The 22227-nt window shown below is 41.1% G+C and carries 22 protein-coding genes; 17 read left to right on the forward strand and 5 right to left on the reverse strand.

The annotated features are described in order from the left end of the window. Nucleotides 1–15: 15 nt before the first annotated feature. The 3 genes from ACPWSO_RS12310 to ACPWSO_RS12320 are packed head-to-tail and all read right to left on the reverse strand — an operon-like array spanning nt 16 to nt 1982. Nucleotides 16–1317, reverse strand: a complete 1302-nt coding sequence (locus ACPWSO_RS12310) for a T7SS effector LXG polymorphic toxin (protein ID WP_426083769.1) — start codon at nt 1315–1317, stop codon at nt 16–18. Further along, entirely contained in the window at nt 1307–1669 is a 363-nt protein-coding gene (locus ACPWSO_RS12315) for a hypothetical protein (protein WP_426083771.1), read from the reverse strand. Before ACPWSO_RS12315 ends, ACPWSO_RS12310 begins: the two co-directional genes overlap by 11 nt. Before the next feature lies 1 nt (nt 1670). Then, a complete protein-coding gene (locus tag ACPWSO_RS12320; RefSeq protein ID WP_426083773.1) occupies nt 1671–1982 on the reverse strand; it encodes a TIGR04197 family type VII secretion effector in 312 nt (103 codons plus the stop codon). Between the two features lie 213 nt (nt 1983–2195). Between ACPWSO_RS12320 and ACPWSO_RS12325 the strand changes: the two genes are divergently transcribed. The 6 genes from ACPWSO_RS12325 (at nt 2196) to ACPWSO_RS12350 (ending at nt 5973) form a co-directional block, all read left to right on the forward strand. Next, nucleotides 2196–2915 carry an ABC transporter ATP-binding protein gene (locus tag ACPWSO_RS12325; RefSeq protein WP_426083775.1) on the forward strand — a complete coding sequence of 240 codons (720 nt, stop codon included), beginning with the start codon at nt 2196–2198 and terminating at the stop codon, nt 2913–2915. Further along, nucleotides 2912–3688: an ABC transporter permease gene (locus ACPWSO_RS12330; protein WP_426083777.1), complete on the forward strand. Its 777-nt coding sequence runs from the start codon at nt 2912–2914 to the stop codon at nt 3686–3688. The genes ACPWSO_RS12325 and ACPWSO_RS12330 overlap by 4 nt, the downstream gene beginning before the upstream one ends. Further along, nucleotides 3688–4419 (forward strand): ABC transporter permease, encoded by a 732-nt coding sequence (locus ACPWSO_RS12335; protein ID WP_426083779.1) that lies wholly within the window; start codon nt 3688–3690, stop codon nt 4417–4419. The genes ACPWSO_RS12330 and ACPWSO_RS12335 overlap by 1 nt, the downstream gene beginning before the upstream one ends. Nucleotides 4420–4514: 95 nt before the next feature. Then, nucleotides 4515–5000, forward strand: coding sequence for an RNA polymerase sigma factor (locus ACPWSO_RS12340; RefSeq protein WP_426083781.1), 486 nt, complete (start codon nt 4515–4517; stop codon nt 4998–5000). After that, nucleotides 4997–5323 (forward strand): zf-HC2 domain-containing protein, encoded by a 327-nt coding sequence (locus ACPWSO_RS12345; protein WP_426083783.1) that lies wholly within the window; start codon nt 4997–4999, stop codon nt 5321–5323. The genes ACPWSO_RS12340 and ACPWSO_RS12345 overlap by 4 nt, the downstream gene beginning before the upstream one ends. A gap of 128 nt (nt 5324–5451) precedes the next feature. Then, a complete protein-coding gene (locus tag ACPWSO_RS12350) occupies nt 5452–5973 on the forward strand; it encodes a histidine phosphatase family protein (protein WP_426083785.1) in 522 nt (173 codons plus the stop codon). Between the two features lie 69 nt (nt 5974–6042). On the opposite strand, the gene ACPWSO_RS12355 is transcribed toward ACPWSO_RS12350, so the two are convergent. After that, a complete protein-coding gene (locus tag ACPWSO_RS12355; RefSeq protein ID WP_426083787.1) occupies nt 6043–6837 on the reverse strand; it encodes a hypothetical protein in 795 nt (264 codons plus the stop codon). Nucleotides 6838–7172: 335 nt separating this feature from the next. On the opposite strand from ACPWSO_RS12355, the gene ACPWSO_RS12360 reads away from it, so the two are divergent. The 3 genes from ACPWSO_RS12360 (at nt 7173) to ACPWSO_RS12370 (ending at nt 12444) form a co-directional block, all read left to right on the forward strand. Beyond that, nucleotides 7173–7943, forward strand: a complete 771-nt coding sequence (locus ACPWSO_RS12360; RefSeq protein ID WP_426083789.1) for a hypothetical protein — start codon at nt 7173–7175, stop codon at nt 7941–7943. A gap of 388 nt (nt 7944–8331) precedes the next feature. Next, nucleotides 8332–10950, forward strand: coding sequence for a cation-translocating P-type ATPase (locus ACPWSO_RS12365; RefSeq protein WP_426083791.1), 2619 nt, complete (start codon nt 8332–8334; stop codon nt 10948–10950). Between the two features lie 201 nt (nt 10951–11151). Then, nucleotides 11152–12444, forward strand: coding sequence for a hypothetical protein (locus tag ACPWSO_RS12370; protein ID WP_426083793.1), 1293 nt, complete (start codon nt 11152–11154; stop codon nt 12442–12444). A 667-nt stretch (nt 12445–13111) separates the two neighbouring features. Here the strand turns inward: ACPWSO_RS12370 and ACPWSO_RS12375 are convergent. Beyond that, on the reverse strand, nt 13112–14002 hold the full coding sequence (locus tag ACPWSO_RS12375) for a MurR/RpiR family transcriptional regulator (RefSeq protein WP_426083795.1): 891 nt from the start codon (nt 14000–14002) through the stop codon (nt 13112–13114). A 1186-nt stretch (nt 14003–15188) separates the two neighbouring features. On the opposite strand from ACPWSO_RS12375, the gene ACPWSO_RS12380 reads away from it, so the two are divergent. The 8 genes from ACPWSO_RS12380 (at nt 15189) to uxuA (ending at nt 22210) form a co-directional block, all read left to right on the forward strand. Continuing rightward, the gene (locus ACPWSO_RS12380) at nt 15189–16187 is read left to right on the forward strand and encodes a D-isomer specific 2-hydroxyacid dehydrogenase family protein (protein ID WP_426083797.1); all 999 of its coding nucleotides are present in this window, start codon (nt 15189–15191) and stop codon (nt 16185–16187) included. Nucleotides 16188–16208: 21 nt separating this feature from the next. Next, nucleotides 16209–17315, forward strand: a complete 1107-nt coding sequence (locus ACPWSO_RS12385; RefSeq protein WP_426083799.1) for an iron-containing alcohol dehydrogenase family protein — start codon at nt 16209–16211, stop codon at nt 17313–17315. An 11-nt stretch (nt 17316–17326) separates the two neighbouring features. Then, nucleotides 17327–18169, forward strand: coding sequence for a PTS mannose/fructose/sorbose/N-acetylgalactosamine transporter subunit IIC (locus ACPWSO_RS12390; RefSeq protein ID WP_426083801.1), 843 nt, complete (start codon nt 17327–17329; stop codon nt 18167–18169). 21 nt (nt 18170–18190) lie between these two features. Then, a complete protein-coding gene (locus ACPWSO_RS12395) occupies nt 18191–19048 on the forward strand; it encodes a PTS system mannose/fructose/sorbose family transporter subunit IID (protein WP_426083803.1) in 858 nt (285 codons plus the stop codon). Between the two features lie 23 nt (nt 19049–19071). Beyond that, nucleotides 19072–19578, forward strand: a complete 507-nt coding sequence (locus ACPWSO_RS12400; RefSeq protein ID WP_426083805.1) for a PTS system mannose/fructose/N-acetylgalactosamine-transporter subunit IIB — start codon at nt 19072–19074, stop codon at nt 19576–19578. A gap of 55 nt (nt 19579–19633) precedes the next feature. Then, on the forward strand, nt 19634–20509 hold the full coding sequence (locus ACPWSO_RS12405; protein WP_426083807.1) for a hypothetical protein: 876 nt from the start codon (nt 19634–19636) through the stop codon (nt 20507–20509). Nucleotides 20510–20527: 18 nt separating this feature from the next. Next, a complete protein-coding gene (locus ACPWSO_RS12410) occupies nt 20528–20974 on the forward strand; it encodes a PTS sugar transporter subunit IIA (protein WP_426083809.1) in 447 nt (148 codons plus the stop codon). A 165-nt stretch (nt 20975–21139) separates the two neighbouring features. Next, nucleotides 21140–22210, forward strand: a complete 1071-nt coding sequence (gene uxuA / locus ACPWSO_RS12415; protein ID WP_426083811.1) for a mannonate dehydratase — start codon at nt 21140–21142, stop codon at nt 22208–22210. The last annotated feature ends 17 nt before the right edge of the window (nt 22211–22227 follow it).

Consider the following 22227-nt stretch of genomic DNA (forward strand, 5'->3'; position numbering starts at 1 on the left):
TCCTCGCTTTATAAGTTATTTAGGAATTCCCCAACCAATTTTTTGTAACCATTTCAATATTTTTTTTGTTATCTGAGGTGGCTGTCCACTGGAGTTATGCCCCCATGACCCATCCTTATTTAAAGTCCATCTAGAATCATCAAAGTGAATATGATCTTGTGCGTCTTCAACATCGCTAAAACCTTTGTCAACACGTTTGATACCATTAGGAGATTTACCCAATTTTATTTGTTCATTTATTTGATTCACCGATATATAACTAATCTCTATTTCAAGTAACCCAGTGTCTTGGTTAATAGCTATAATAGTGCCTAAACCAATTCCTGTAGCAATTGAAGTGACAGCTTCTATACTTTCTAATGATAAACCATTGGAAAGTGAAATTGAACCAAAGTTATTACCATCAAATAAAACAAATAATTGGTTTCCTAACATTCCGATTACATCTTTAATAGTAAAAGCTTTTCCTCCCATTGTGAAGGTTTTACCAATTAATAAGAAAAACTGGTATAATTTATCATTATCAATTTTTTCTCGTAATAAATTCAGCGCTTGTTTTTTTGCTGAGTCATTATAAATTTTAGTTAATTTTTCATCATAAATTCCATTGTTGTAAACTTCATACGTTGTACCGCCCAATGCATTTTTACCTATTCTTACTTCTAACTGAGCTTTTTTTTCATAATTCTGCTCCCGTTCCTGCCACTTCTCCTGAATTGGCTTGACCCAGGTCATATCCAGCTTGGTGATATCAAACGTACCAGAAGCCGCATGCCAAGCACCGCCTTTTTCTAAAGCGTCTACGCCTCGGTTTAGGTTTTCTATATTGGTGAGTGCCTCGTTAAAGATATCGGCAGAGACACTGTTGAACTCATAGAGCTTCTGGAGACGTTCCTCCAGGACGGCAATGCCTTCCTGCATCCGCATGTAGGCTCGCTCCATCCGTATATTCTGCTTTTCTTCTTTGTTCAGGACATCAGCGTAGGCTCTCAAAATATTTTGTCCTTCTTGAATCTGTTCTCTTAGCCGGTCTTCCTCGATATCTCCGCCGCCGACTATTTCCTGAAACTTCGCAGGAAACTTAGTATGAGCCTCAATCATTGATTCGGCCACTAAAATCATCCCGCTGGCGATAGGCGGATAAACTGCCCCAAAATAATTGCGGGCAGAGTCATAGGTTTTTCCAGATAATGGCGCCCGAAGATAGGCGTTAATGGCATCCTTGAGGATACCGGCGTTTTGTCGGTGTTCGTTGGCTATCTGAATCGCTTCATTGGTCTGTGCTTCAATTTCTCCCACAAAAAAACTAAGTCCCATGTTCATCCTCCCTTTTTTCTCCTATAAATAGCTGTCGCCTTGCCGCTAACAGGTCTTCTTCTTGCTTGGCTAAGTCCTTGACAGTCTGCTGCAGCGTTTCGCTATCTGTTTCGATGGTCAATAGATTGGCTCGATGAGACTGAAACAGGTCATCCTCCAGCTCTGAGAAAAACTGTTGGGTCTGTTCGGTATGGCTGTAGAGAACATCCAACAGAAAGGTTTCCTGATGGGTAGCTAGCCGGCGATAATCTTGTTCCAGCTCTTCCAGCCGCCATTGCTTCTTTCGTATGTCTGCCTGTGTTTGGGTAACGATGGTTAGCTGTTGGGCAATGTTTTCTTCTGTTTGTGCCATTTTAGAACCTGCCTTTTCTTGGACCAGGCAGAATGCTCAAACCATCAAAGCCTTTGCTTTGCTGCTGATCGATGGCCGCAAATTCCTGAGAGACAGAATGAATGCTGTTGCCGTCTCTGGCTAAGCCATTAGACACCCGTTGACCGATGCTGGAAGACAGTTGGATTGTTTGCTGGGCCTGCCGATTGCCTGCAATCATGGTTTTACTTGCCAGTGCCCCAGGCGATGAGGTACTGTTCAGCGCACTGGCCGCCTGGCTCATCTGTTGAGAAACAGCTCCCGCAACACCTAAATTATTCGTCATTTGACTCATTTTGCTCACTCCTTAATGATAAAATATTTCGTATTATTATTTTAGTTTATCATAGGTAAAGTAGTGAATATTATCAGATTTTTAGGGAAAATCGGATATTTTAGATAATCTCTTTGACCATTAAAAAGAAAATAAAAGAAATTTTGTCATTTTTTGAAACGTTTTGCCTCTTACTGCGTCATAGTGATGTGGACATAAAAAGGAGGTAAAAAAATGACAAAAAAAGATATTGAAATAAATTGTATCTGTAAGAGTCATAAAGCAAGAAAAATACTAAAAAACATTTCGTTTACTGCGGAAGCTGGAAAAATCACTGCGTTTCTTGGTGAAAATGGCGCTGGAAAAAGTTCAACATTACGAATCTTGCTGGGACTGGATCGTCAGCAGTCAGGATCCGCAACGTTTTCAGGTAGAAAATATGCTGAAATGACTATGCCGCTAAAAACGGTAGGGGCAGTTTTTGACGGTATCGGGGGTATTCCTTCTCGTAAGGTGAGAACTCATCTAAAAATCATTGCCCAAAGCAACAGTATTCCAAAAGAGAAAATAGCAGAGGTACTGAAGCAGGTTGGTTTGTCTGACAAAAAGCAGGCAAGACTGGAGACTTTATCTTTGGGAGAGGGACAGCGGCTAGGCTTGGCAGCTGCTCTGCTGGGCGACCCGCAATACTTGGTGCTGGATGAGCCGCTGAATGGGCTGGATCCAAGCGGTATTCGCTGGCTGAGAAAGCTGCTTCGAAGACTGGCTAAAGAAGGAAAGACCATTTTACTTTCTTCGCACATTTTGTCAGAGGTGGAGGAGCTAGCAGATAAGGCAGTGATTATTCATCAGGGAGAGCTTGCAGCTTCGTGGGAACTGACCGCAATGAGACAAGAAGAGAAATCACTAGAAGAAATCTTTTTCTCGCTAACGGAGCAGGAGGAAACAGAATGAGGGGATTAAAAACAGAAATTTACCGAATCGTAACTAGTAGAAGCTGTAAAAGAGCATTTTTCTTTTTGCTGGCTATGCAGCTGCTGCTGGCAAAAATTGATGCTGGAAACATAATAGCACTTGGCAGACATGACACACCTGAGACGAATCCTGAATTAGCTTCAGTGATGCCTACTGTTGAATACTATGGCTTTGACGCATTGGCCTATGGCATCATTGTTTTACTTGTTTTTGGCGCTGTCAGCGGAGCGGAAAATTTTAAGCATCATGAACTGCGGACCGCTTTTCTGTATCAGGGCAATCGCCGGCTACTGACTTTGTACAAGCTGGCTGCCTTTCTGTTTGTTGCAACAGGTATCTCTTTTTGTGCAATTTTTACAACCGTCTCTATCACCCATTTTTTTCTAGGGAACGAAGGTTTGCACCCCGTACTGTTAAGTAGTATTAGCTGGCAATTCATTCTTTACGGCGTATTGGCATGGACGCTACTCGCTTTTCTGGCTTTTCTTTTAGGTCTGTTATTTAAAAATGTGGCAGCGCCTTTATTACTGCTGATTCCTCAGGTTGTAGGTCTGGGAGTTGTCCTGCTGCATTACTGGAACTTTGGGAAATATTTACCGGTTGCCGCAAGCTATGCAATCTATTCCACACCAACTGGAATGATGGCACATAGCCCTTTAATGGGGACCGTTACGTTGCTGCTGTGGATTTTACTCCTGTTCCCTAGTGGCTTTCGTTCTTTGTCTAGACAAGAAATTGGAGGGCGTTACTGATGGGCCCTATTATAAAAAGTGAATGGACAAAATTTTCCTCTGCTCACTGGTGTTTATTTGGTCTATTGTTGACGTTGAGCCTGCCTGCCGTAATTCTGCTTTTTAAGAACAGCAGTTTGACAGCAGAGGACAGCTGGTCAGCATCAGAGCTCATGGTCCAAAGCAGGCAGGTGTTATTTCAAGGACAGGCTGGATTGATTGTATCTGCCGCTTATTTCTTCGGTCAAGAGTATAGCTTTCATAGTTTACGGACCACCTTGCTAACAGAACCCTCCCGAAAAAAGGTTCTGCTTGCAAAGTACCTGCTTCTTTCTGTGGTGGGAATAGGTGCATCGCTTTTATCAGGAATCATTTGTGTCCTCTTGCTGTCTACTCTGAATGAATTGCCTTTCTCAACAGCTTTTCTACTTCACAGCTTATTGGAATTTTTCCCTGTGTTACTAAGTGCCTTGCTGCTTACCTGGCTGACTGGGGCTTTAGCAATTACCTTTAAATCATTTATGCTGCCCTTTGTTTTGCTGATTTCTCTGCTTTTAGGCTTTAGCCAAATGCTGCTGGCAATGACTGAATGGGCAAAATTTTTACCGGATATAGCTGTTATGAACTTATTTCTTGATGAGTCTTCTCCATTTTTTCTGGAGGTAGAAACAGGTGTCATTTGTCAATTTCTCTGGGTCTTTGTTTTTGGCTTTTATTCCAGCTGGCAGTGGCTGGTGAGAGATGTCCGTTAAATAAAGGTTGCGATTGGATTTATAAGAAGGGGAATGCGGATGGACCTCGTTTATTCAATAGGATTTATATATAATAAAAGATAGGTGTGATGGAGGTGAGAAAAATAAAGGACTTTGAAACAGTGTATATGGAACATTTTGCCGATGTGTATCGGTTTATCTTATCCTTATGCCGAGATGAACAACTAGCTGAGGAAATCACCCAGGAAACATTTTTTAAAGCGCTAAAAAAAATCGACGAGTTTAAAGGGAATTGTAAGCTGTCTGTCTGGTTGTGTCAGATTGCTAAAAATACTTATTTTTCTCATCAGAGAAAAAAGCAGCCGGAGCCATTGGAAAGAGCTGTTGAGGTGTTAGGTGCTTCGTCGGCTTTGCAGGAAAGCATGGTCGCAAAGGAATCCTCGGAACAGCTTCACTATCATCTCCATCATTTAAAAGAGCCCTATAAAGAAGTCTTTACACTGCGTGTGTTTGGGGAGCTATCCCATGGGCAAATCGCAGCACTATTTGGAAAAAATGAAAGCTGGGCACGGGTGATTTTTTACCGGGCAAAAAAACAATTGCAGGAGGCGATGAAATGAAGGTATCATGTGAAGTAATCAGAGATTTACTGCCGCTATATGCTGAAAATGTCTGCAGTGAAGAAAGCCGCAGCATAGTTGAAGAGCATTTGGCGGATTGTGCTCAGTGTCGGATAGAACTGGAGCAGATGGAAGCACAGACGCCCTTTTTGTTTCAGGAAGAAAACCTGAATGAAGCGCAGGCTGTAAAAGATATATCAAAAAAATGGCAGCGGGGCATGCTTGCTTCGTTAATCAGAGGTAGTCTAGTGACATTGATTGTTGTAGCGGTTCTGGCACTGCTGATTTTACTGTTTGTAGATGTTAGTTTTGTGAATAAGTGATGCTCTTTTTGATACAGCTAGTGAGCTTGAGAAAGATATAAAAGACAAAGATACTCGGCTTAAATGATGTTGAGCCAATGATTAGATAAAAAATGGCGCACGAAATATGTTGCTGGAGGTTGAATGAAATGTTATATCTTATACGTCAAGGAGAAACAGAGTGGAATGCACTAAAAAGATTTAATGGGCGGACGGAAACAGAGTTAAATCAAAAGGGGGTTGCTCAAGCCAGAGAACAAGCTGAAAAGCTCAGGGATGTCGCTTTCGATTGCTGCTTTTGCAGTCCGCAAAAACGGGCACGTCAAGCAGGGGAAATCATTTGTGGAGATAAGCTCATATTTGACGAACGGTTAATGGAAATTGATTGTGGCGAGTTTGAGGGGACTGAGGAAACAAGTGAGAGACTCAAGCAGTTTTGGCAGGCTGTAATGACTGGTAAGCAGAAAACAGAGAATTATAAGGATTTCATGCAGAGGAACAGTGAATTTTGTACAATGATTATGGAAAAGTATCGAGAGCAAACAGTCTTAGTGGTCACTCATGCGGCAAATGCCCGCGTAATTAATTACTATTTTAGCGGACAACCTAAGAATTATGATTTCAAAACAGGAGTGGCACGTTCGGGAGAAATTCTTGTATTCGACTATTAAGAAAACTGCTGAAACAGGATGATATTTCCTAATAGTGACCAACTAGACACGAGAGTAACAGCTCCTGTTTCAGCGAATACGGTAATAGCTTGTATTAACTTTTTTCACTTGGACAGGAAATCTTTCACCTTCCAATAAACCTAACCAACGGGAAAAATCTTTTTGTGGCATATTCAACTGATTAAGGAGTTCATCAGTGGGAATTTCTTCCCCTTGTTCATAGTTTTGAAGTAGAAGAATTAAATCTTTCAAGGCATTGCCGGAAGACTTTGCTGTTGTCGGTGCCCCTATCGCTTCAAGCTTAAATCCGGATTTTTTCAGGGCATCAATCAGCTTCTGATTGTCCTCTTCATACAATGGAAGATCAGCTTTTGAAAAGGCAGCCAGACGTTTTAGAAAACTGCTGCTGCATTGCTTTTTCAATCCCCGGTTAATAAAAAGATTATAGTAGCGTCTGGGAAAACGAATGCCTTTTTCAACACTGGCCAGGATTAAATCAACCCCTCGGTCCAGCTGATGAATACCAGCTTGTACCTGTTGCGCAATGTGAGGTGCTATCCCTAAATGCTGAGCAAAATGTGTTGAGCCTAATGCTAATGTTTCGCCAGTTTTTTCAGAGGTAAGGAGAAATTGATATTTCAGCTCACGACCGCAACGACAAAAAAGCCGTCCTTCTTCTCCATGAGGATACAGCGGATTTTCTTTAAAATCGACAAAGAGCCACTCTTCATCCTTCAAAAAATTTTCAGTCAGGAATAAGGACTGCATTTGATACTTCTTAAACTGCTGAAGGGTTTCCTGCTGAAGAGTAGTCAAATTTTGCCAAAGCTGCTGCCGCTGCTCACGAGTCAAGTCGATAGCCATAAATACACCTCCTATGATAATAATAGGATAACGCGAAAAAAGACCAATGTAAATTGCCATTTCGACTTATATAGGAACAACTAGTCGAATGGTACGCGTACGAAGCTAGAACTGAATTTTGAAGAAATTCACTACCATATATTTGAGCTAGCTGCCAGTTCGACTTGTGCAGGAACCTCTAGTCGAATGGTACACGTACGAAAATAAAACTGATTGCGCCGAGCAATCCATTCAGAAACATCCCCTTCATTCTTGGGGAGAATAAAAAAACAAATACATAAACTGTTTAAACTTATTAAAGTTATCAGCTATTTTAACTAAAAGAGAGGCACGATATGTCATACAAACGAGTAAAAATGATTGGGGCTTACTGTCCTAACTGTCAGCGGAAATTGGATATTCTATTAAGTGAATATGAGCAAAATAAAGTATGTATTTGTTTTCGCTGCCGTACTCTTTATGAGTTTGATGGTGAGAAGCTACAGAAGCTTGGCCTAAGTAAGCAAATAACCCTACAGGAAAAATTAGTATTGGAGCCTTTGGTTAAAGCGCTGCCTGAGCAACATCGGTACAAGGGACGGGGGAGCCAGCTTCGGCAAAAAGATCAGAGCTTTGAACGGGCATGGCTAAGTTTGGCAGAATATGAAAGACAATTCGGTGAACCTTTAGGCTTTGGTAAATGTGATCTTCGTGCAGATGCTGCGAGTTGTAAATGGTGTGGGAAAGAGCTGCCGAAAGGGCGCCGTTCTTTTTGTAAAGACAGTTGTTCCCGAAATTACTCTCAGGCGACATTCACTAAAAGACATATGGCAAGTGTTCCTTACAGAATTGCCTGCCGTGACCGTTTCTATTGTCAAATCAGCGGTGCTGATTTAGCGCAATACAATCGCCACGGGATTCGTATTCCGGCAAGTAATGGCGAGCTGGCTATTCATCATCTGATTTTTGTTTCCCGCAAAGGTACCGATTATGAACAGAACCTACTTACTGTTTCAATCGATGTTCATAAAGCATATCATGCCGGAGAGGCTGAGATTGTAAAACAGGTACACCGAATTCTTGAGCAGCGCAGGGCAATTCATAGTGAAAAAATGCAGTTTGAATGATTCTTTTTATTGTTTATAAATGTCAATTTTTTTGTTATTTTTTTCAAATGAGAATTCTAAATTTTGAAAGATATTTTTCGAGTTTCATCATGAAGAATTTAGCATTTTACATCGCTTTATGGTATCTATTTTAGGTTGATGAAAAAAATAAATATAACTGCTGTTTTTTTATTAGGTTTGTGTTTTTTATTTCAGCTCTTTTTACAAAAATATTAGCTATCCAATTAGTTAGCTATTGACAAAAAAATGGGAATGTGAAAAAATACGGTCATAATAAAATACGACTTAAGCTTTGTTCGCCGGAACAGAGCTTGTAGAAAGTCAGCCAGACGAACCTTAGGCTTTATGGTTCGTCTGACTGACTTTTTTTGTTTGGGAGGTTTTAGGCATGATGAAGGAACAAGAAAAAATATTAACTAACTGGGAGACAGACGGAACCTTAGGACTTACCGAAGCGCAGGCTAAGGAAAGACTGCTGCAGTATGGAGCGAACACCATTAGCCAAGAGCAAAGCAAGCATTTTTTTACATATTTGCTTGCGGCACTGAAGGATATCACGATAATTATTTTGTTAATTGCGACTGTCTTGTCCAGTTATGTTGCTTTTACAGCCCATCCGGATGATTTTACTGAGCCCATCGTTATTTTCGGTATTGTTTTATTAAATATATTTCTGTCTGTCCGTCAGCAGAAAAAAGCGGAAAAATCGATGGAGGAATTGAAGAGTTATAATCTTCCAAAAAGCAGAGTCATACGGGAGGGCAGGAGTATTGAAGTAGAGAGTACAGACATTGTTCCCGGTGATATTCTGGATTTAACTTTGGGAGACCGGGTGCCTGCTGATGCTCAGTTGTTGGAAAGTGTTCAGTTGAGTGTGGAAGAATCATTTCTAACAGGGGAAAGTGAGCCTAGTGAGAAGGACGAGCACTATCAATCGACAGAAAAGGACAGTATTGGAGATCAGAAAAATCGACTGTTTTCCGGCTCTTTGATTGTTAACGGCCGAGGTAAAGCAGTTGTGACAGCGACTGGACGGCAATCAGAAATCGGCAAAATATCGAGCTTACTTTCTGAAGAAAAAGCTGTATTAGCACCTTTGCAGATAAAAATGCAAAAATTAGGCAAGGTACTGGGATTGGTCGCTATTGGTTCGGGGCTATTAGCTATCTTGATTGGTCTTTTAAGAGGATACCCATTAGAAGTGACGATTATGACCGCTATATCAATGTCGGTAGCTGCCATTCCAGAGGTTTTGCCTGTAGTTGTTACTATTTCTCTATCTTACGGTATCAGCAACATGGCAAAGCATAATACTGTTGTGCGAACACCGACGGCTGTAGAAACAATCGGAAATGTCTCAGTTATTTGTTCGGATAAAACAGGCACGATTACTGAAAACAAAATGACAGTTAAAAAGCTTTGGGCGTTTGGAGAAGCGTCTGCTGCTATCGAAAATACGCTGACGCAGAAACAGAAGGAACTATTAATTCTTTTCTATTTATCTAGTAATATCAGCGGAGATCCTGAAGCTGTGGGCAATCCAACCGAGCGTGCAATTGCCAAGCTAGTGGAAAAGCGTCTTGAACAAAAAGAGCTGGAGCGGCTGGCGGAGACCTATCAGCGTGTACATGAAATTCCCTTCGATTCAAAAAATAAACGAATGACTACCGTTTATAAAATAGCTCACCGCTATATTTCAATCACCAAAGGAGCAGTAGACCGACTGCCGTTGTCTAAAGAATCAGAGAAAGCCTCTAAAGATATTCAAGCCTATCATGATGAACTAGCTGGTCAGGCATACCGAGTGCTGGGGGTGGCATATAAAGAATTTGCCGTAGCTCCAAGTACCTTTACGCCAGAGTATCTAGAAAAAGATTTAACCTTTGCTGGTCTTGTAGGGATTATTGATCCGCCGAGAAAAGAAAGCTATCAGGCAGTAGCGGTTGCCAGAAAAGCTGATATTCGAACAATCATGATTACAGGCGATCATTTGCTAACTGCTAAAAAAATTGCTGCAGATGTCGGTATTCTAACTGATGGTACCAAGGCAATGACTGGAGCTGAACTAGGAGGCTATACAGAACAGGAATTAGCTGAGATTATTCATGAGTATCGAGTATTTGCGAGAACCTCGCCGGAAGATAAGATTCGAATTGTCAAAGCGCTGCAAGGAAATAATGAAATTGTCGGAATGACTGGAGACGGTGTGAATGATGCGCCGGCACTAAAAGCCGCAGATGTAGGGATTGCAATGGGCAGCGGAACCGAAGTAGCCAAGGAAGCAGCAGATATGATTCTTCTGGATGACAACTTTGCTACGATTGTAGAAGCTGTTAAAGAAGGACGGCGGGTTTACAGCAATATTCGTAAATCGCTTTATGCGATGCTGGGCTGTAATATTTCAGCCTTAACCATTGTTCTGATTTCCATGCTGTTGGGCTGGGGTGCGCCGGTTACGGCGATTCAGCTACTGATTATCAAGGTAGTAGCGGATGGGATTCCCGGTTTTAGCTTATGTGTGGAGCCTTCAGAAAAGAATAGTATGAAACAACAGCCGGTTTCTAAGGGCAGCAGTATTTTTGCTGATGGCTTATTGAAAAAAATTATTGATATTTCCATAGTTTTTACTATTTTGACGTTGCTATCTATTTATGCCGGCCGCTATCCTATTTTTGGAATATCTGATGACCATCTGACAGCTAATACCATGACCTTTTTGGTTTTGGGACTAACTACGATTATTCATATGTATAATTGTCGAAGCAAAGATTCAATTTTTACAATTGGCTTGTTGACGAATAAGCTGCTGCTTGGAACGACAGCAGCAGGGGCGTTACTGCTTATCCTATTAGTAGCACTTCCTCAGACAGCGAGTGTGCTACATTTTGCTCCGTTGAATTTTTATCAATGGCTGATTGTGCTGGGCTTATCCGTCATGCCTCTTGTGTACGTAGAGGTAAAGAAATTAGGGCGTAGTAGATATGAGCGAAGTCTAGAAACACTATAACTATTTGTCTTAAACTTCAGTATTCTGGTTTGAAGCTCTACTTATAAGCTATAGATTGGCTTCTGTATAGCTGATAAACAGCTGCTTTTACGCTGCAGCGACAGGAGATAGCTGACCAATTTTTGGGCGGAAGGAGGTTCTCAGAAGACGAAAGCTTTGTTATACTAGAGAGGTAAAAAATAAATAGTAAAGGAGAAAAAAATGAAAAAAAGGTTTGGTGTTATTGTTGCAGTATTGTCGTTATTTCTAATCACTGGCTGTGGGGGCAGCAAGGGTGCGAAAACGACGAAGGAAAGTAAAGAATCGGTTGAACAAACAGAAACAAAAGAGACAACAGAAGAAACAGAAGAGGATAAAAGAGAAAGTATCATCGATGAATCAAAATATGAGATAAAAGATGAAAGCGCAGAGACTATTTTGAAGGAAGCGGGCTATACTGTTAAAATTGGAACGCCTGCAACTGATGAATATACAGCAATTGTCTTAGAAAACTTAGAAGACAGAACTGTAATTACTGGAATAATAAACGTTTATGGGCAATTGTTGGATATCGAATATTCCAATCAGGAACAGGGTTTTAAAGATAGAAAAGTTTATTATAATGGCACGTATGAGCATTCATTTATGAGCATTAGCTCGGAAGATGATATGAACGCGATAGAGTCTTATGTGGATAAGGTTCGTTCATTAGGGATGACACTGCCGACCTTTGTAGAATTTGTTCAAAATTTTGGCATGGAAAACAATCCCGAAGCAGCTCCGAAAAGATTTGTTGGGGAAATTCCAGTCTTAAAAGATAAAGTTGGTTCTGCATTCCAAAAAAATAATTATGTGTTTTATACTATTCCTAATGATAAATACTTATTTTTGGACTTAACAAAACGAGAAGAAGGAATTCGACTGAAACTAACAGCGACAGAAAAAGGTCTTTATGAGATAAACTATACAAATTTAGACGAATCTGTAATTGATAACAGACTTTATTATAATGCGCAGCATGAAGGCAGTGATGAAGCCTTAGATGCGTATTTAGGAACATTAAAAGATTTAGGAATCACGGAAAGTGATTTGGAAGAGTTTATTATCGAGTATCGTAAACAAGTAATGGCTTTGAGAGCTGGCGGCACCGCACCAGCAGAAGATGCTACTACAGAAAGCAGTACGCCTAGTGCAGCAGCAGAGCAAAATAATGACAGCACCACTGCAGATAATAGCGGAGTTGTCGCTGCGATAAAGAGAATAGATGCGAAGTATGACGAAATGATTACGAAAGCACAGGGCTATGTAGATAATCCAAGCACGTATAACGATACAGCAAGCTTGACCTTTCTAACAGACTATACCAAGCTGATGGCGGAATATGCAGAATTAGGAAAAGAGATCAATGACGCTGGCGGTACAATATCAGATGCGGACGGCATGACGATGTACACAAACATGTTGACAAAATCAGCAACCTTGGCTGAACTATACGGGAAGCTAGGTACGCAATAAACGAATCAGCTAAACTAAAAATAAGTGGTAGGACGGCCAATTTTTTGGTCGTCCTCCCACTTATTTTTGCAGAAATGAACATCTGCAAGAAAATGATTAATTGCAGCGTGAGTAGGATAAACGGTGGGCGCAGTAGCACATAACCAGCATTGAACTGCGCCGAGTAACCGCAGGAGCACGCGCCAAGCATTGAACTGCGCCGAGTAACCGCAGGAGCACGCGCCAAGCACTGAACTGCGCCGAGTAATCACAGGAGCACGCGCCAAGCACTGAACTGCGCCGAGTAACCGCAGGAGCACGCACAAAGCACTGAACTGCGCCGAGTAACCGCAGGAGCACGCGCCAAGCACTGAACTGCGCCGAGTAATCGCAGGAGCACTCACACAGCACTGAACTGCGCCGAGTAATCGCAGGAGCACGCACAAAGCACTGAACTGCGACGAGTAACCGCAGGAGCAAAACCTTCGGAAACAAGCCGAAATTCACAAAAATTTGAAGAACACCTGGTAGGAATCAGTCAACATCGACTGACTCACATTCGTGTTTCCTGACATTTCCGTGAATTTCTTCTTATTGCTGAGAAACACAGTGAGGAACGAGCTGATGTTAAACAGTACCTATTTGGTTCTCGGAACTAAACGCTTCTGTCCCATCCTCATAGCCAATGCTACAAAGTAAAATTGTATGGATTTGTTTTTGTTGTACTGATATTGTCCCGAATCTTCTTTATAGATTCCACATTCTGATCATAGTTATGGTGCATAACATTCGTATATAAAATATCCATGACGGTTAAATAGCTAATTCTGGATGCCAATGATTCTGTCCGGAAGACGGTCTCCTCAGTCAGTACAATAATTGCTTTGTCTGCTAAGTTGACTAGTTCGGAGCCGCTGTTGCCAGTCAAGGCAATAATCTTTGCAGGCGTCTTTTTAACCTGTCTTGCCAAATTGATAGACTCTTTTGTCTGACCAGAGTGAGAAAAGATGAAGACGCAGTCATCGCTGGTCAGCTTAGTAGCGAACCCCAGCTGCATGTGATAATCGAAGATATAGTTGCAGCGGTACTTGGTTCGGATGAACTTATGGAAGCTGTCAAAAGCAACTATCGTGGAGCCGCCCAAACCGAAAAAATGCAAGGTTTTAGCAGAGTAAATCAAGGCAAGAGCCTCATTAAGCAGCTCCTCCGTAAGAAAATGAATGGAATTGCTTAAGGAATAGATATTTGCTTGTAAAACCTTTTTGGCAATATCGATGCTTGAGTCGTCGGGATGGATATCATCTGCACCAGTCATGTGATTAACATTTTGGAATCCTGGTTGATAATTTGAGTTGCGGGCAACGTCAATTTTGAAATCCTGAAATCCTCCATAGCCGATTTTTTTTACGAACTGATAAATAGATGATTGAGATACACCAATCTCATTTGCCAGTTCTTCTAATGTTTTTCTAGACAAGACCTCGTCTTCATGAGTAAAGTGGTCGGCGATTTTTTGTTCTGTTTCACTCAGCGCTCCCCCTTTAAGTCGTATTCGCTGATCTAAATAGTGATTCTTCATGGTTTCCTCCATTCTAGACTCGCGCCGCTCTTCGAGTCGGTACATAATGAAACAAACGGATGCGACGATCCATGGGAGTGAGAAATCAATAAACGTAAATGAAAGATTGTTCCAGTCATTGGAATAATAGGAACAGAAGCTATCTGTGTATGTGAGTGTGTTTATTATTATTTGTCGGAGATTTAAATTACTACAAGTTTACTAAATTCAGGAAGGCTCTGTAAAGCCTTTACAGTTTTTTATGAAATATTTCAGTTAAAAGTAGGGAAGAATTTAGTTATGAGCATTATTTGGAATAGGCCAATTACAGTATGAAACGTAGAAAATGGCTGAAATTAAAAAAATAATTTTTATTTTTTGAGGATTTTAGAAAAAGAATTTTCATTGTTTTTTAGTGGAAAATGAGCTGAATAGCTGATAAAGAAAATGCACTTAAATAATTCATAATGGAGAACTTGAAAAAGAGAAAAAAGGATTGAATTTTGTTGTTTTTCTACGAAATGTTAAGTGCTACGAGAATAATATAACGTTAAAAAAAGAAAAATCAATTGCATAGTTAGTATTTTCTTTTAGATTAAAGGATAAATTGATGGTTGTCTAAAATAAAAAAACATTAACTTTGTTTTTATAAATTGAATAGAATTGTTTGGTTATTTGCTTTTTCGTAATGAGATGATTTGATAAATAAAAGAATGCAGGAATTTACTTCTGCCAATTTACTTTGTTCTGAAAAAAATGAATGATTGCGCTTACATATGTTGTTATTATTGGATTTTGGTCTTATAATAAAAAATATTTTTTATTAATTGGAAACCTTTACATATTATTTTTTATCAAGTAAGATGTGGGTGTCGGAGGGAGAAAAAGTAAAACGTGTTGAGAGATTTAAATTTTAATAAAATAGACTATTTAGAGTGAATTGGTTCATCAGATTTCTACATGTGAGGTGTTGTCCAGCTGGTGGAATGGACGGGAACTGGTAACAGCTTTTTCACTACAGAAAGGAGGCAGATTAGCTCCTCTATAGGAGTTGTTTCAAAGCAACAGATTTAGATTCCGACAATCATTTCCATCAAGTATAAATACAACGAGTCCAGATACTTTCTCGAATAAAGGCTGCAGCTTCATTCAGATATGAACTTCATTGGACACATTCTAAAAAGAGCAGTTAAAGGAGAGCGAAGGTATGTCGAAATTCAAAATTGCAATTGTTAACTCCAGTAGTTTTGGTAAGGTGTTTCCAGAGCATATGGAACGTTTGGAAAAAATTGGTCTTGTTGCCCATTTCACTGTGGATGGTGAAATCAATGGGCGGGAATTAGCTGAAAAGCTTCAAGGCTATAATATTATTATTGCAAGTGTCACGCCGTTTTTTACTCAGGAGTTTTTTGACCATAAGGATGAACTTATTTTAATTTCACGGCACGGCATTGGCTACAATAACATTGATGTGGAAGCAGCCGAAAAGCATAATACGATTGTAACTATTATTCCAGCTCTTGTTGAACGTGATGCTGTTTCAGAGAACAATGTAACCAATTTGATGACAATTCTACGTCGAACAGTTGAAGCACACCAGAGCGTGAAGGAGGACGACTGGGAGGCCAGAGCCGATTTTGTTGGACGGACACTGTTTAACAAAACTGTGGGCGTTATCGGCGTGGGTAATACCGGCAGTGGAGTAGTGGAAATTGTCCGCAATGGTTTTCGCTGCGAGGTATTGGCTTATGATCCATATAAATCGGAGATGCATATTCAAAGCTTTGGTGCCCGAAAAGTCGAGCTGGATGAACTGTTGGAATCCTCAGATGTCATTTGTCTGTGTGCAAACCTGACTGATGAAAACTATCATATGATTTCTGAAAAAGAAATTGCTAAGATGAAGGACAATGTGTATATCTCCAATAGTGCTCGGGGAGCTTTAGTGAGCGAAGAAGCAATTGTAAGCGGATTAAAATCAGGGAAGATTGCTGGTTTTGCGACAGATGTACTCGAGGAAGAGCCAGGACGTAAGGATCATCCGTATCTTTCAATGAGCAATGTTGTGATGACCCCTCATACCTCTGCTTATACAATGGAATGCTTAGAGGAAATGGGCAAGAAATGCGTTCGTGATGTGGAAGATGTTGCTGCCGGTAAGCTGCCGGAAAGAGCCGTTCAGGCTTACAGCAGCTATATAGCATAGAGAAAACAGGGGGAAAGCTGTATGCTGGATGATTTGAAAGTGAAAATCGGACCGCAGTTCTACCAGTATCATGTGGGCGCAATTAATCGTGTATCGCTGCTGCTGGAGGAATACCATGCTAAAAAAATACTGGTTGTACATGGATCTGTTTCGTGGGAAAAAGCTAAGCCGAAGCTGACATTCTTGAATGAGGAACGCTATTCATTTATTTTCCATCAATATACTGGAGAATGCAGCTACTATGGAGCAGATTTGATTGTAGCACTCAGTAAACAAGAGGAAGTTGATTTTATTATTGGTGTTGGCGGTGGAAAACTGACTGATTTAGTTGGCTATGCAGCACATGTTCTGAACGTGAATTTTGGGGTTATTCCTACATTGGCTAGTAACTGCGCACCATGGACACCGCTTTCGGTGATGTATAAGGAAACTGGGGAAGCAGAAGGAAAGACGGAGCATTTTTTAAGACAGGCTGCTTTTTTGATAACTGATCCAAGTTTAATCATTGATGCACCAGTCGATTATTTTGTTGCCGGTTTAGCTGATACGTTGGCCAAATGGTATGAATCTGATGCAATATTGCAGCAGAAAGACCTGATAAATGAACCATTTTTACAGCTGGCTGGCTTTACATCCAAGCTTTGTAAAGAGGCAATTACTAAGGATTCTGCTCAGGCGATCGAAGATATGAAAAACGGCAAATTGTCTGACTGTTTTGTTCGGTTATCGGAAATTGTCTTCGCTGTTGCGGGAATGGTCGGCGGATTAGGGGATAAATATGCCCGAAATGCTGCAGCACATGCGATGCATGACGGGATGAGTAAGTATATTCCCGAAAGTCATCAGTATCTTCATGGTGAAAAAGTTGCTTATGGGATTTTTTATCAGCTGGCGCTTGAAGAGAAATGGGCAATGATTGATCAGCTGCTGCCGTTTTATCAGGAGCTGAAGCTGCCGATGTCGTTACATCAGATGGGCATTTATCCTGAGGATGAGGCAGTGATTGAGGATATTATTAAATTTATTGATTCGAAAGAAAAGGTTCATCTCATTCCAATAACGATTACTGAAGATACCTTGCGCACAGCAGTGTATCAGCTGGAAGAGTACATTAAAGGGAAGGGATAGAGGGAGGACATATGGAAACATTAAGTGTATTGCAGAGTTTGTTGATTGCATTATGGACAGCAGCTGTTATGTCAAGATGGCTGGGAGGAGGAGCAACCTTAACATTAAGGTTCTCTCCATTGATGACGGGTCTTATTGTCGGTCTGGTAATGGGGAATGTCGCTCAGGCGATGATTGTGACTGCTTCGCTTCAAATGATTTATATGGGCGTTTTTTCACCCGGTGGTTCGATGCCTGCAGAGCCTTCAATCGCTGCGGCGATTGCTGTTCCGGTTGCGTTAATGGGGAATCTTTCTCCCGAAGCGGCCATTGCAGTAGCGGTACCAGTAGGATTGCTAGGCAGCTATTTATATCAATTTAGATTTTTCATCAACACATTTTTAGGAAAATATACGGATAAAGCTGTCGATGACTTGAATCCTAAAGCGATTGCACGTTCAATCATTGTTTATCCGACAATTGCTTCATTCCTGTTGTTTGTACCGCTGGTATTCGTTTCGCTTTACTTCGGTGCTCCAGTTATTGCCGATGTTATTACCGCATTGGAAGGAACCGTAGTGATTCACGTTCTGGAGGTTGTGGGCGGCGGTTTAGCAGCTATCGGAATTGCAACGACTGTTTATGTTATTGGCCGGAAGGACTACATGGTATTCTTCTTCCTTGCCTACTTCATGAGTATCGTGTTGAAGTCATTAGAAGTGACAATGGTTACTTATGCCATCTTCGGTGTACTGATTGCCCTGATTTTTGTACAGTCTCAAAAAGGGAAAAACGTACAAGCGGCAGATGGCGGCGGAGGTACAGCAAGTGCTTCGTTTGATGATGACGACGATGATTATGATGATGGATTTTAATGGGGAGAAGGAGGGAATAAAATGACAGAGATGACAAAAAATACCAACCAGGCACCAGAGGAAATTACGAAAAAAGATGTAACGAAAGCGTATCTTAGATGGCATTTTGCCAATGAGATTCCCCATTCTTTTGAACGTTATCTGGCACCGTCTTTGCTTTATGCAATGATGCCGATTTTAAGAAAGCTATATAAAAATGATGATGCACTAAAGGCAGCATACAAACGTCAGCTGCTATTCTTCAATACTCAGCTTAGCTGGGGCGGTGGAGTAATTACTGGCCTGATGTCTTCGATGGAGCAGCAGAGAGCTCAGGAAGAGCACGATGGCGCAGAAGTGTTGATGCAGGATGATTTAATGTACAATACTAAGGCCGGTTTGATGGGGGCTTTAGCAGGAATCGGTGATGCGATTGACTCAGGAACCGTACAGTATATTTTCATTGCAATCGCTGTGCCGTGGGCAGAACAGGGGAGCGCGTTAGGCGCGTTGTTCCCATTCATCGCTTTTGCTTTGTATCAAGCGATCTTAGGTGTTTTCTTTGCCCGTCAGGCCTTCACGATGGGGCGCAATGCAACAGGGTTGATGCAGAGCTCAGGTGTTCAAAATGCGATTGAAACATTGTCAGTGCTTGGGCTGTTTATGATGGGGATTCTGGCTGGAAACTATGTCAAGGTTGCTTCGACCCTGCAGTTTAAAATATCAGGGCGGGAATTCGTTATACAGGATATACTGGATCAGATTGTTCCCGGGATACTGCCGTTAGCAGTTGTTATGGGCGTTTACTGGTTCTACACTAAGAAGGGTCTGAAGGTAACACAGGCACTGTTATGGCTGACCGGTATTTTGATTGTGCTGGCAGCAGTAGGAATCTTATAAACCAGAGAAGGAAGTGACTAGTAATGGGAGTAGTTAATTTAGCACGTGTGGATGAACGGCTGATACATGGACAGGTAATGATGACTTTATCGCAAAAGAGCGGCGTCAATTCAATCTTCGTAGTAGATGAAGTAGTGGCTAAGGATAAGTTTATGCGTGATTTATATAAGAGCGCCGGCAGCCGAACTGGTCAGAAAACGATTGTGATTACACCGGAAAAGGCAAAATTCTACTGGGATGAATTTAATTTCAAGGAATACAACTGTATTTTGATTACTAAAACAGTTAGTGTTATTTACGATTTAGTTACACATGGCGTACCAATGAAGGAATTGAACATTGGAGGAATTGCGCAAAAAGACCCTGAGAAAGATATTCTGGTAACGAAATCTGTTTATTTAAATAAATCAGATGCGGAAAAGCTGAAGGAAATGAATGAGAAATATGGGGTAGAGAACATCTATTTTCAAGCAACACCATCTGCACCTAAATCAACATTGAAAGATGTTTTGGGTCAGTTCGGTTTATAAAAGGGACAAGTAAAATAGCTGAATGACGGCTGAAAGATCGGGAGGGATGGATACGATGGAACAAAATGAGACATTCAAAGACTGGCTTTTTCGCTACCAGCATATCTATCGTCTGCGCCGCACCAACAAGCAAAAGCAGCGGTTTCTTTCAGCCCTGTTCAAAGATATCGCAGAGGTTAGACAAGATATTCAGGTTATTGAATATCAGAAAAATAAACGGTACATTTCCAGCAATTTATATGTTGGAAATATTGAAAAGGCCGATCGGATTATCTGTACGTATTACGACACGCCGCCGCAAAGTCTAGGCGCCTACTATCTGTTTGACCGCAGACAGCAGCGCAAGGCGACAACCAATTTTATTTTAATCAGTCTGTTCGCTGCGCTAATTGCGGGACTTTTGTTGACTATTGTCTATATGAAAAGCGCAAATGATACCTTTGATTTTCGGTCATTCAGTACACTCTTGGTAGTTGCCGGTTACGGTTTATACTTTTATCTATTGAGTAAGATTGCTAAAGGTCTATCCAACAGAAAAACACTGATTCGCAACAGTTCTTCTATTCTATCAATTTTGACTTTAATTACGGAAATCAGAGATCAGAAAACAGCATTTGCTTTTGTAGATGAAGGCTGCTTTGGCGACGTCGGCTTAGAGGTACTGCAGAGCTCCTGCAGAAAATCAGCGAAGATTTATTATTTGGATTGTGTCGGTGCTGAGGATGAGCTGCATTTTATAGGAAGCAGCATTCCCGAAGCCAGACTAAAGGATTTTATCGTTCAGCCGTCTTCGAATCAAGTTACACATATTTTTAGCGGGAAAACGGAGCATTCAGAACAAGGAGAACGTTATTATCTTGAGAAATCAGTGTTAAACAGCAAGACAATACAGCTAAATAACTTAAAAATAATTAGTAAGTTGTTTAAATAAGAGCAAGGAGGCTACTCAATGCTAGGAATTGTAATTGCAACCCATGGCCAGTTGAGCACTGGGTTAAAGGATGCAGCTGAAGTCATCATGGGGGCAGTTGATAATATTGCAACGGTTAGTTTGAATCCAGGGGATGATATTCAAGAGTTGGGTTTAAATATAAGACAGGCTGTTGACGGTGTGAATCAAGGAGCAGGTGTAATCATTTTAGTAGATTTAGTTAGTGCCAGTCCTTATAATCAGGCAGTATTAACTGCCAATTCTTTGAAGGAGCTGCAGGATTCGCTCTATATTATTGGTGGAGTGAATCTGCCAATGCTGCTTGAAGCAATCAACCACCAGTTGCTGGGCACTTCTGTAGAAGCAGCAGCTCAGGCAATCGCTGCGCAGGGAACTGAAAGCATCAATACATGGCATGTATCAATGGTTGCGACAGAAGAAGATGATGACGAGGATGATTTTTAGGGGCTGTGACATTCGTATGCCTCAATCCCTTAAACCGGGATAAACGGTGTTTCAGAAGTAACTTCTTCGCCTTAGTGCTTGAAGCTGAACACTTCTGTCACAACCTCTTAATAAAAATAGGGTAGATATAAATCTGCTCAAAAAAATAGTGAAGGATGATTCAGAATGAAGTGGGGATTCAGATGGTATGGTGAAAAAGGAGATTCCATCCCATTAAAGCATGTAAAGCAGATTCCAGGGATAAATGGAGTTGTGGGCACACTGTTGAACAAACTGCCCGGAGATGTGTGGGAAATTGAGGAAATTCAGGAACTAAAAGAATCAATTGAAAAAGAAAACCTAGAGTTATTGGGTATTGAAAGTGTCGCTATTCATGACTCGATTAAGGCTGGCGCGCCCGATAGAGATCAATACATCGACAATTATATTCAGACAATTAAAAACCTGTCTCATTGCGGCGTCCATCTGATTTGCTACAGCTTTAAACCGATTTTCGGCTGGGCTAAGACAACGTTGGCACATGAAAATCCAGATGGCAGCTTTTCACTGCTGTATGATCAGGCAGTTGTTGACAATATGGAAGCAAGTGATATGTATAAACTGATTCACAGCCAATCTAAAGGCTTCCGCCTGCCGGGCTGGGAAGAAGAGCGGCTGAACAAGTTTAACAGTCTGGTTAAAATCTATGAAGGTGTCACAGAAGACGATTTATTTGAAAATCTGAAATATTTTCTGATGAAAGTAATTCCGATTTGTGAAGAAAATGATGTGAAGATGGCCATTCATCCGGATGATCCGCCTTGGGAAATCTTTGGTTTTCCGAGAATCACAAAAAATCTGGCAGATTTGCAGCGAATCATGGATATCATCGATTCACCTTACAATGGCATCACCTTCTGTACAGGTTCTTTAGGTGCGGATCCAGCCAATGATTTAGTAGAGATGATCGAGAAGGTCGGCAGCCGCATCAACTTTGTCCATTTCCGGAATGTCGGATTTTTAGGAGAAAAGAAATTTGTTGAAAGTGCTCATTTAAGTACGGAAGGTTCGCTGGATATGTATGCGATTATGAAGGCTCTGATAGATGCCGGCTTCGATGGCGTGATTCGTCCGGACCATGGACGGACTATCTGGGGCGAGCATGCAATGCCGGGTTACGGATTATACGATCGGGCGATTGGTATTTCTTATATGCAGGGACTACATGAGGCAATTACCAAAGCGAAGCTGAATTAGTCTTTTGGTGAATTTTA

The organism is Enterococcus sp. LJL51 (genome assembly GCF_049894025.1).
Taxonomy (GTDB): domain Bacteria; phylum Bacillota; class Bacilli; order Lactobacillales; family Enterococcaceae; genus Enterococcus_L.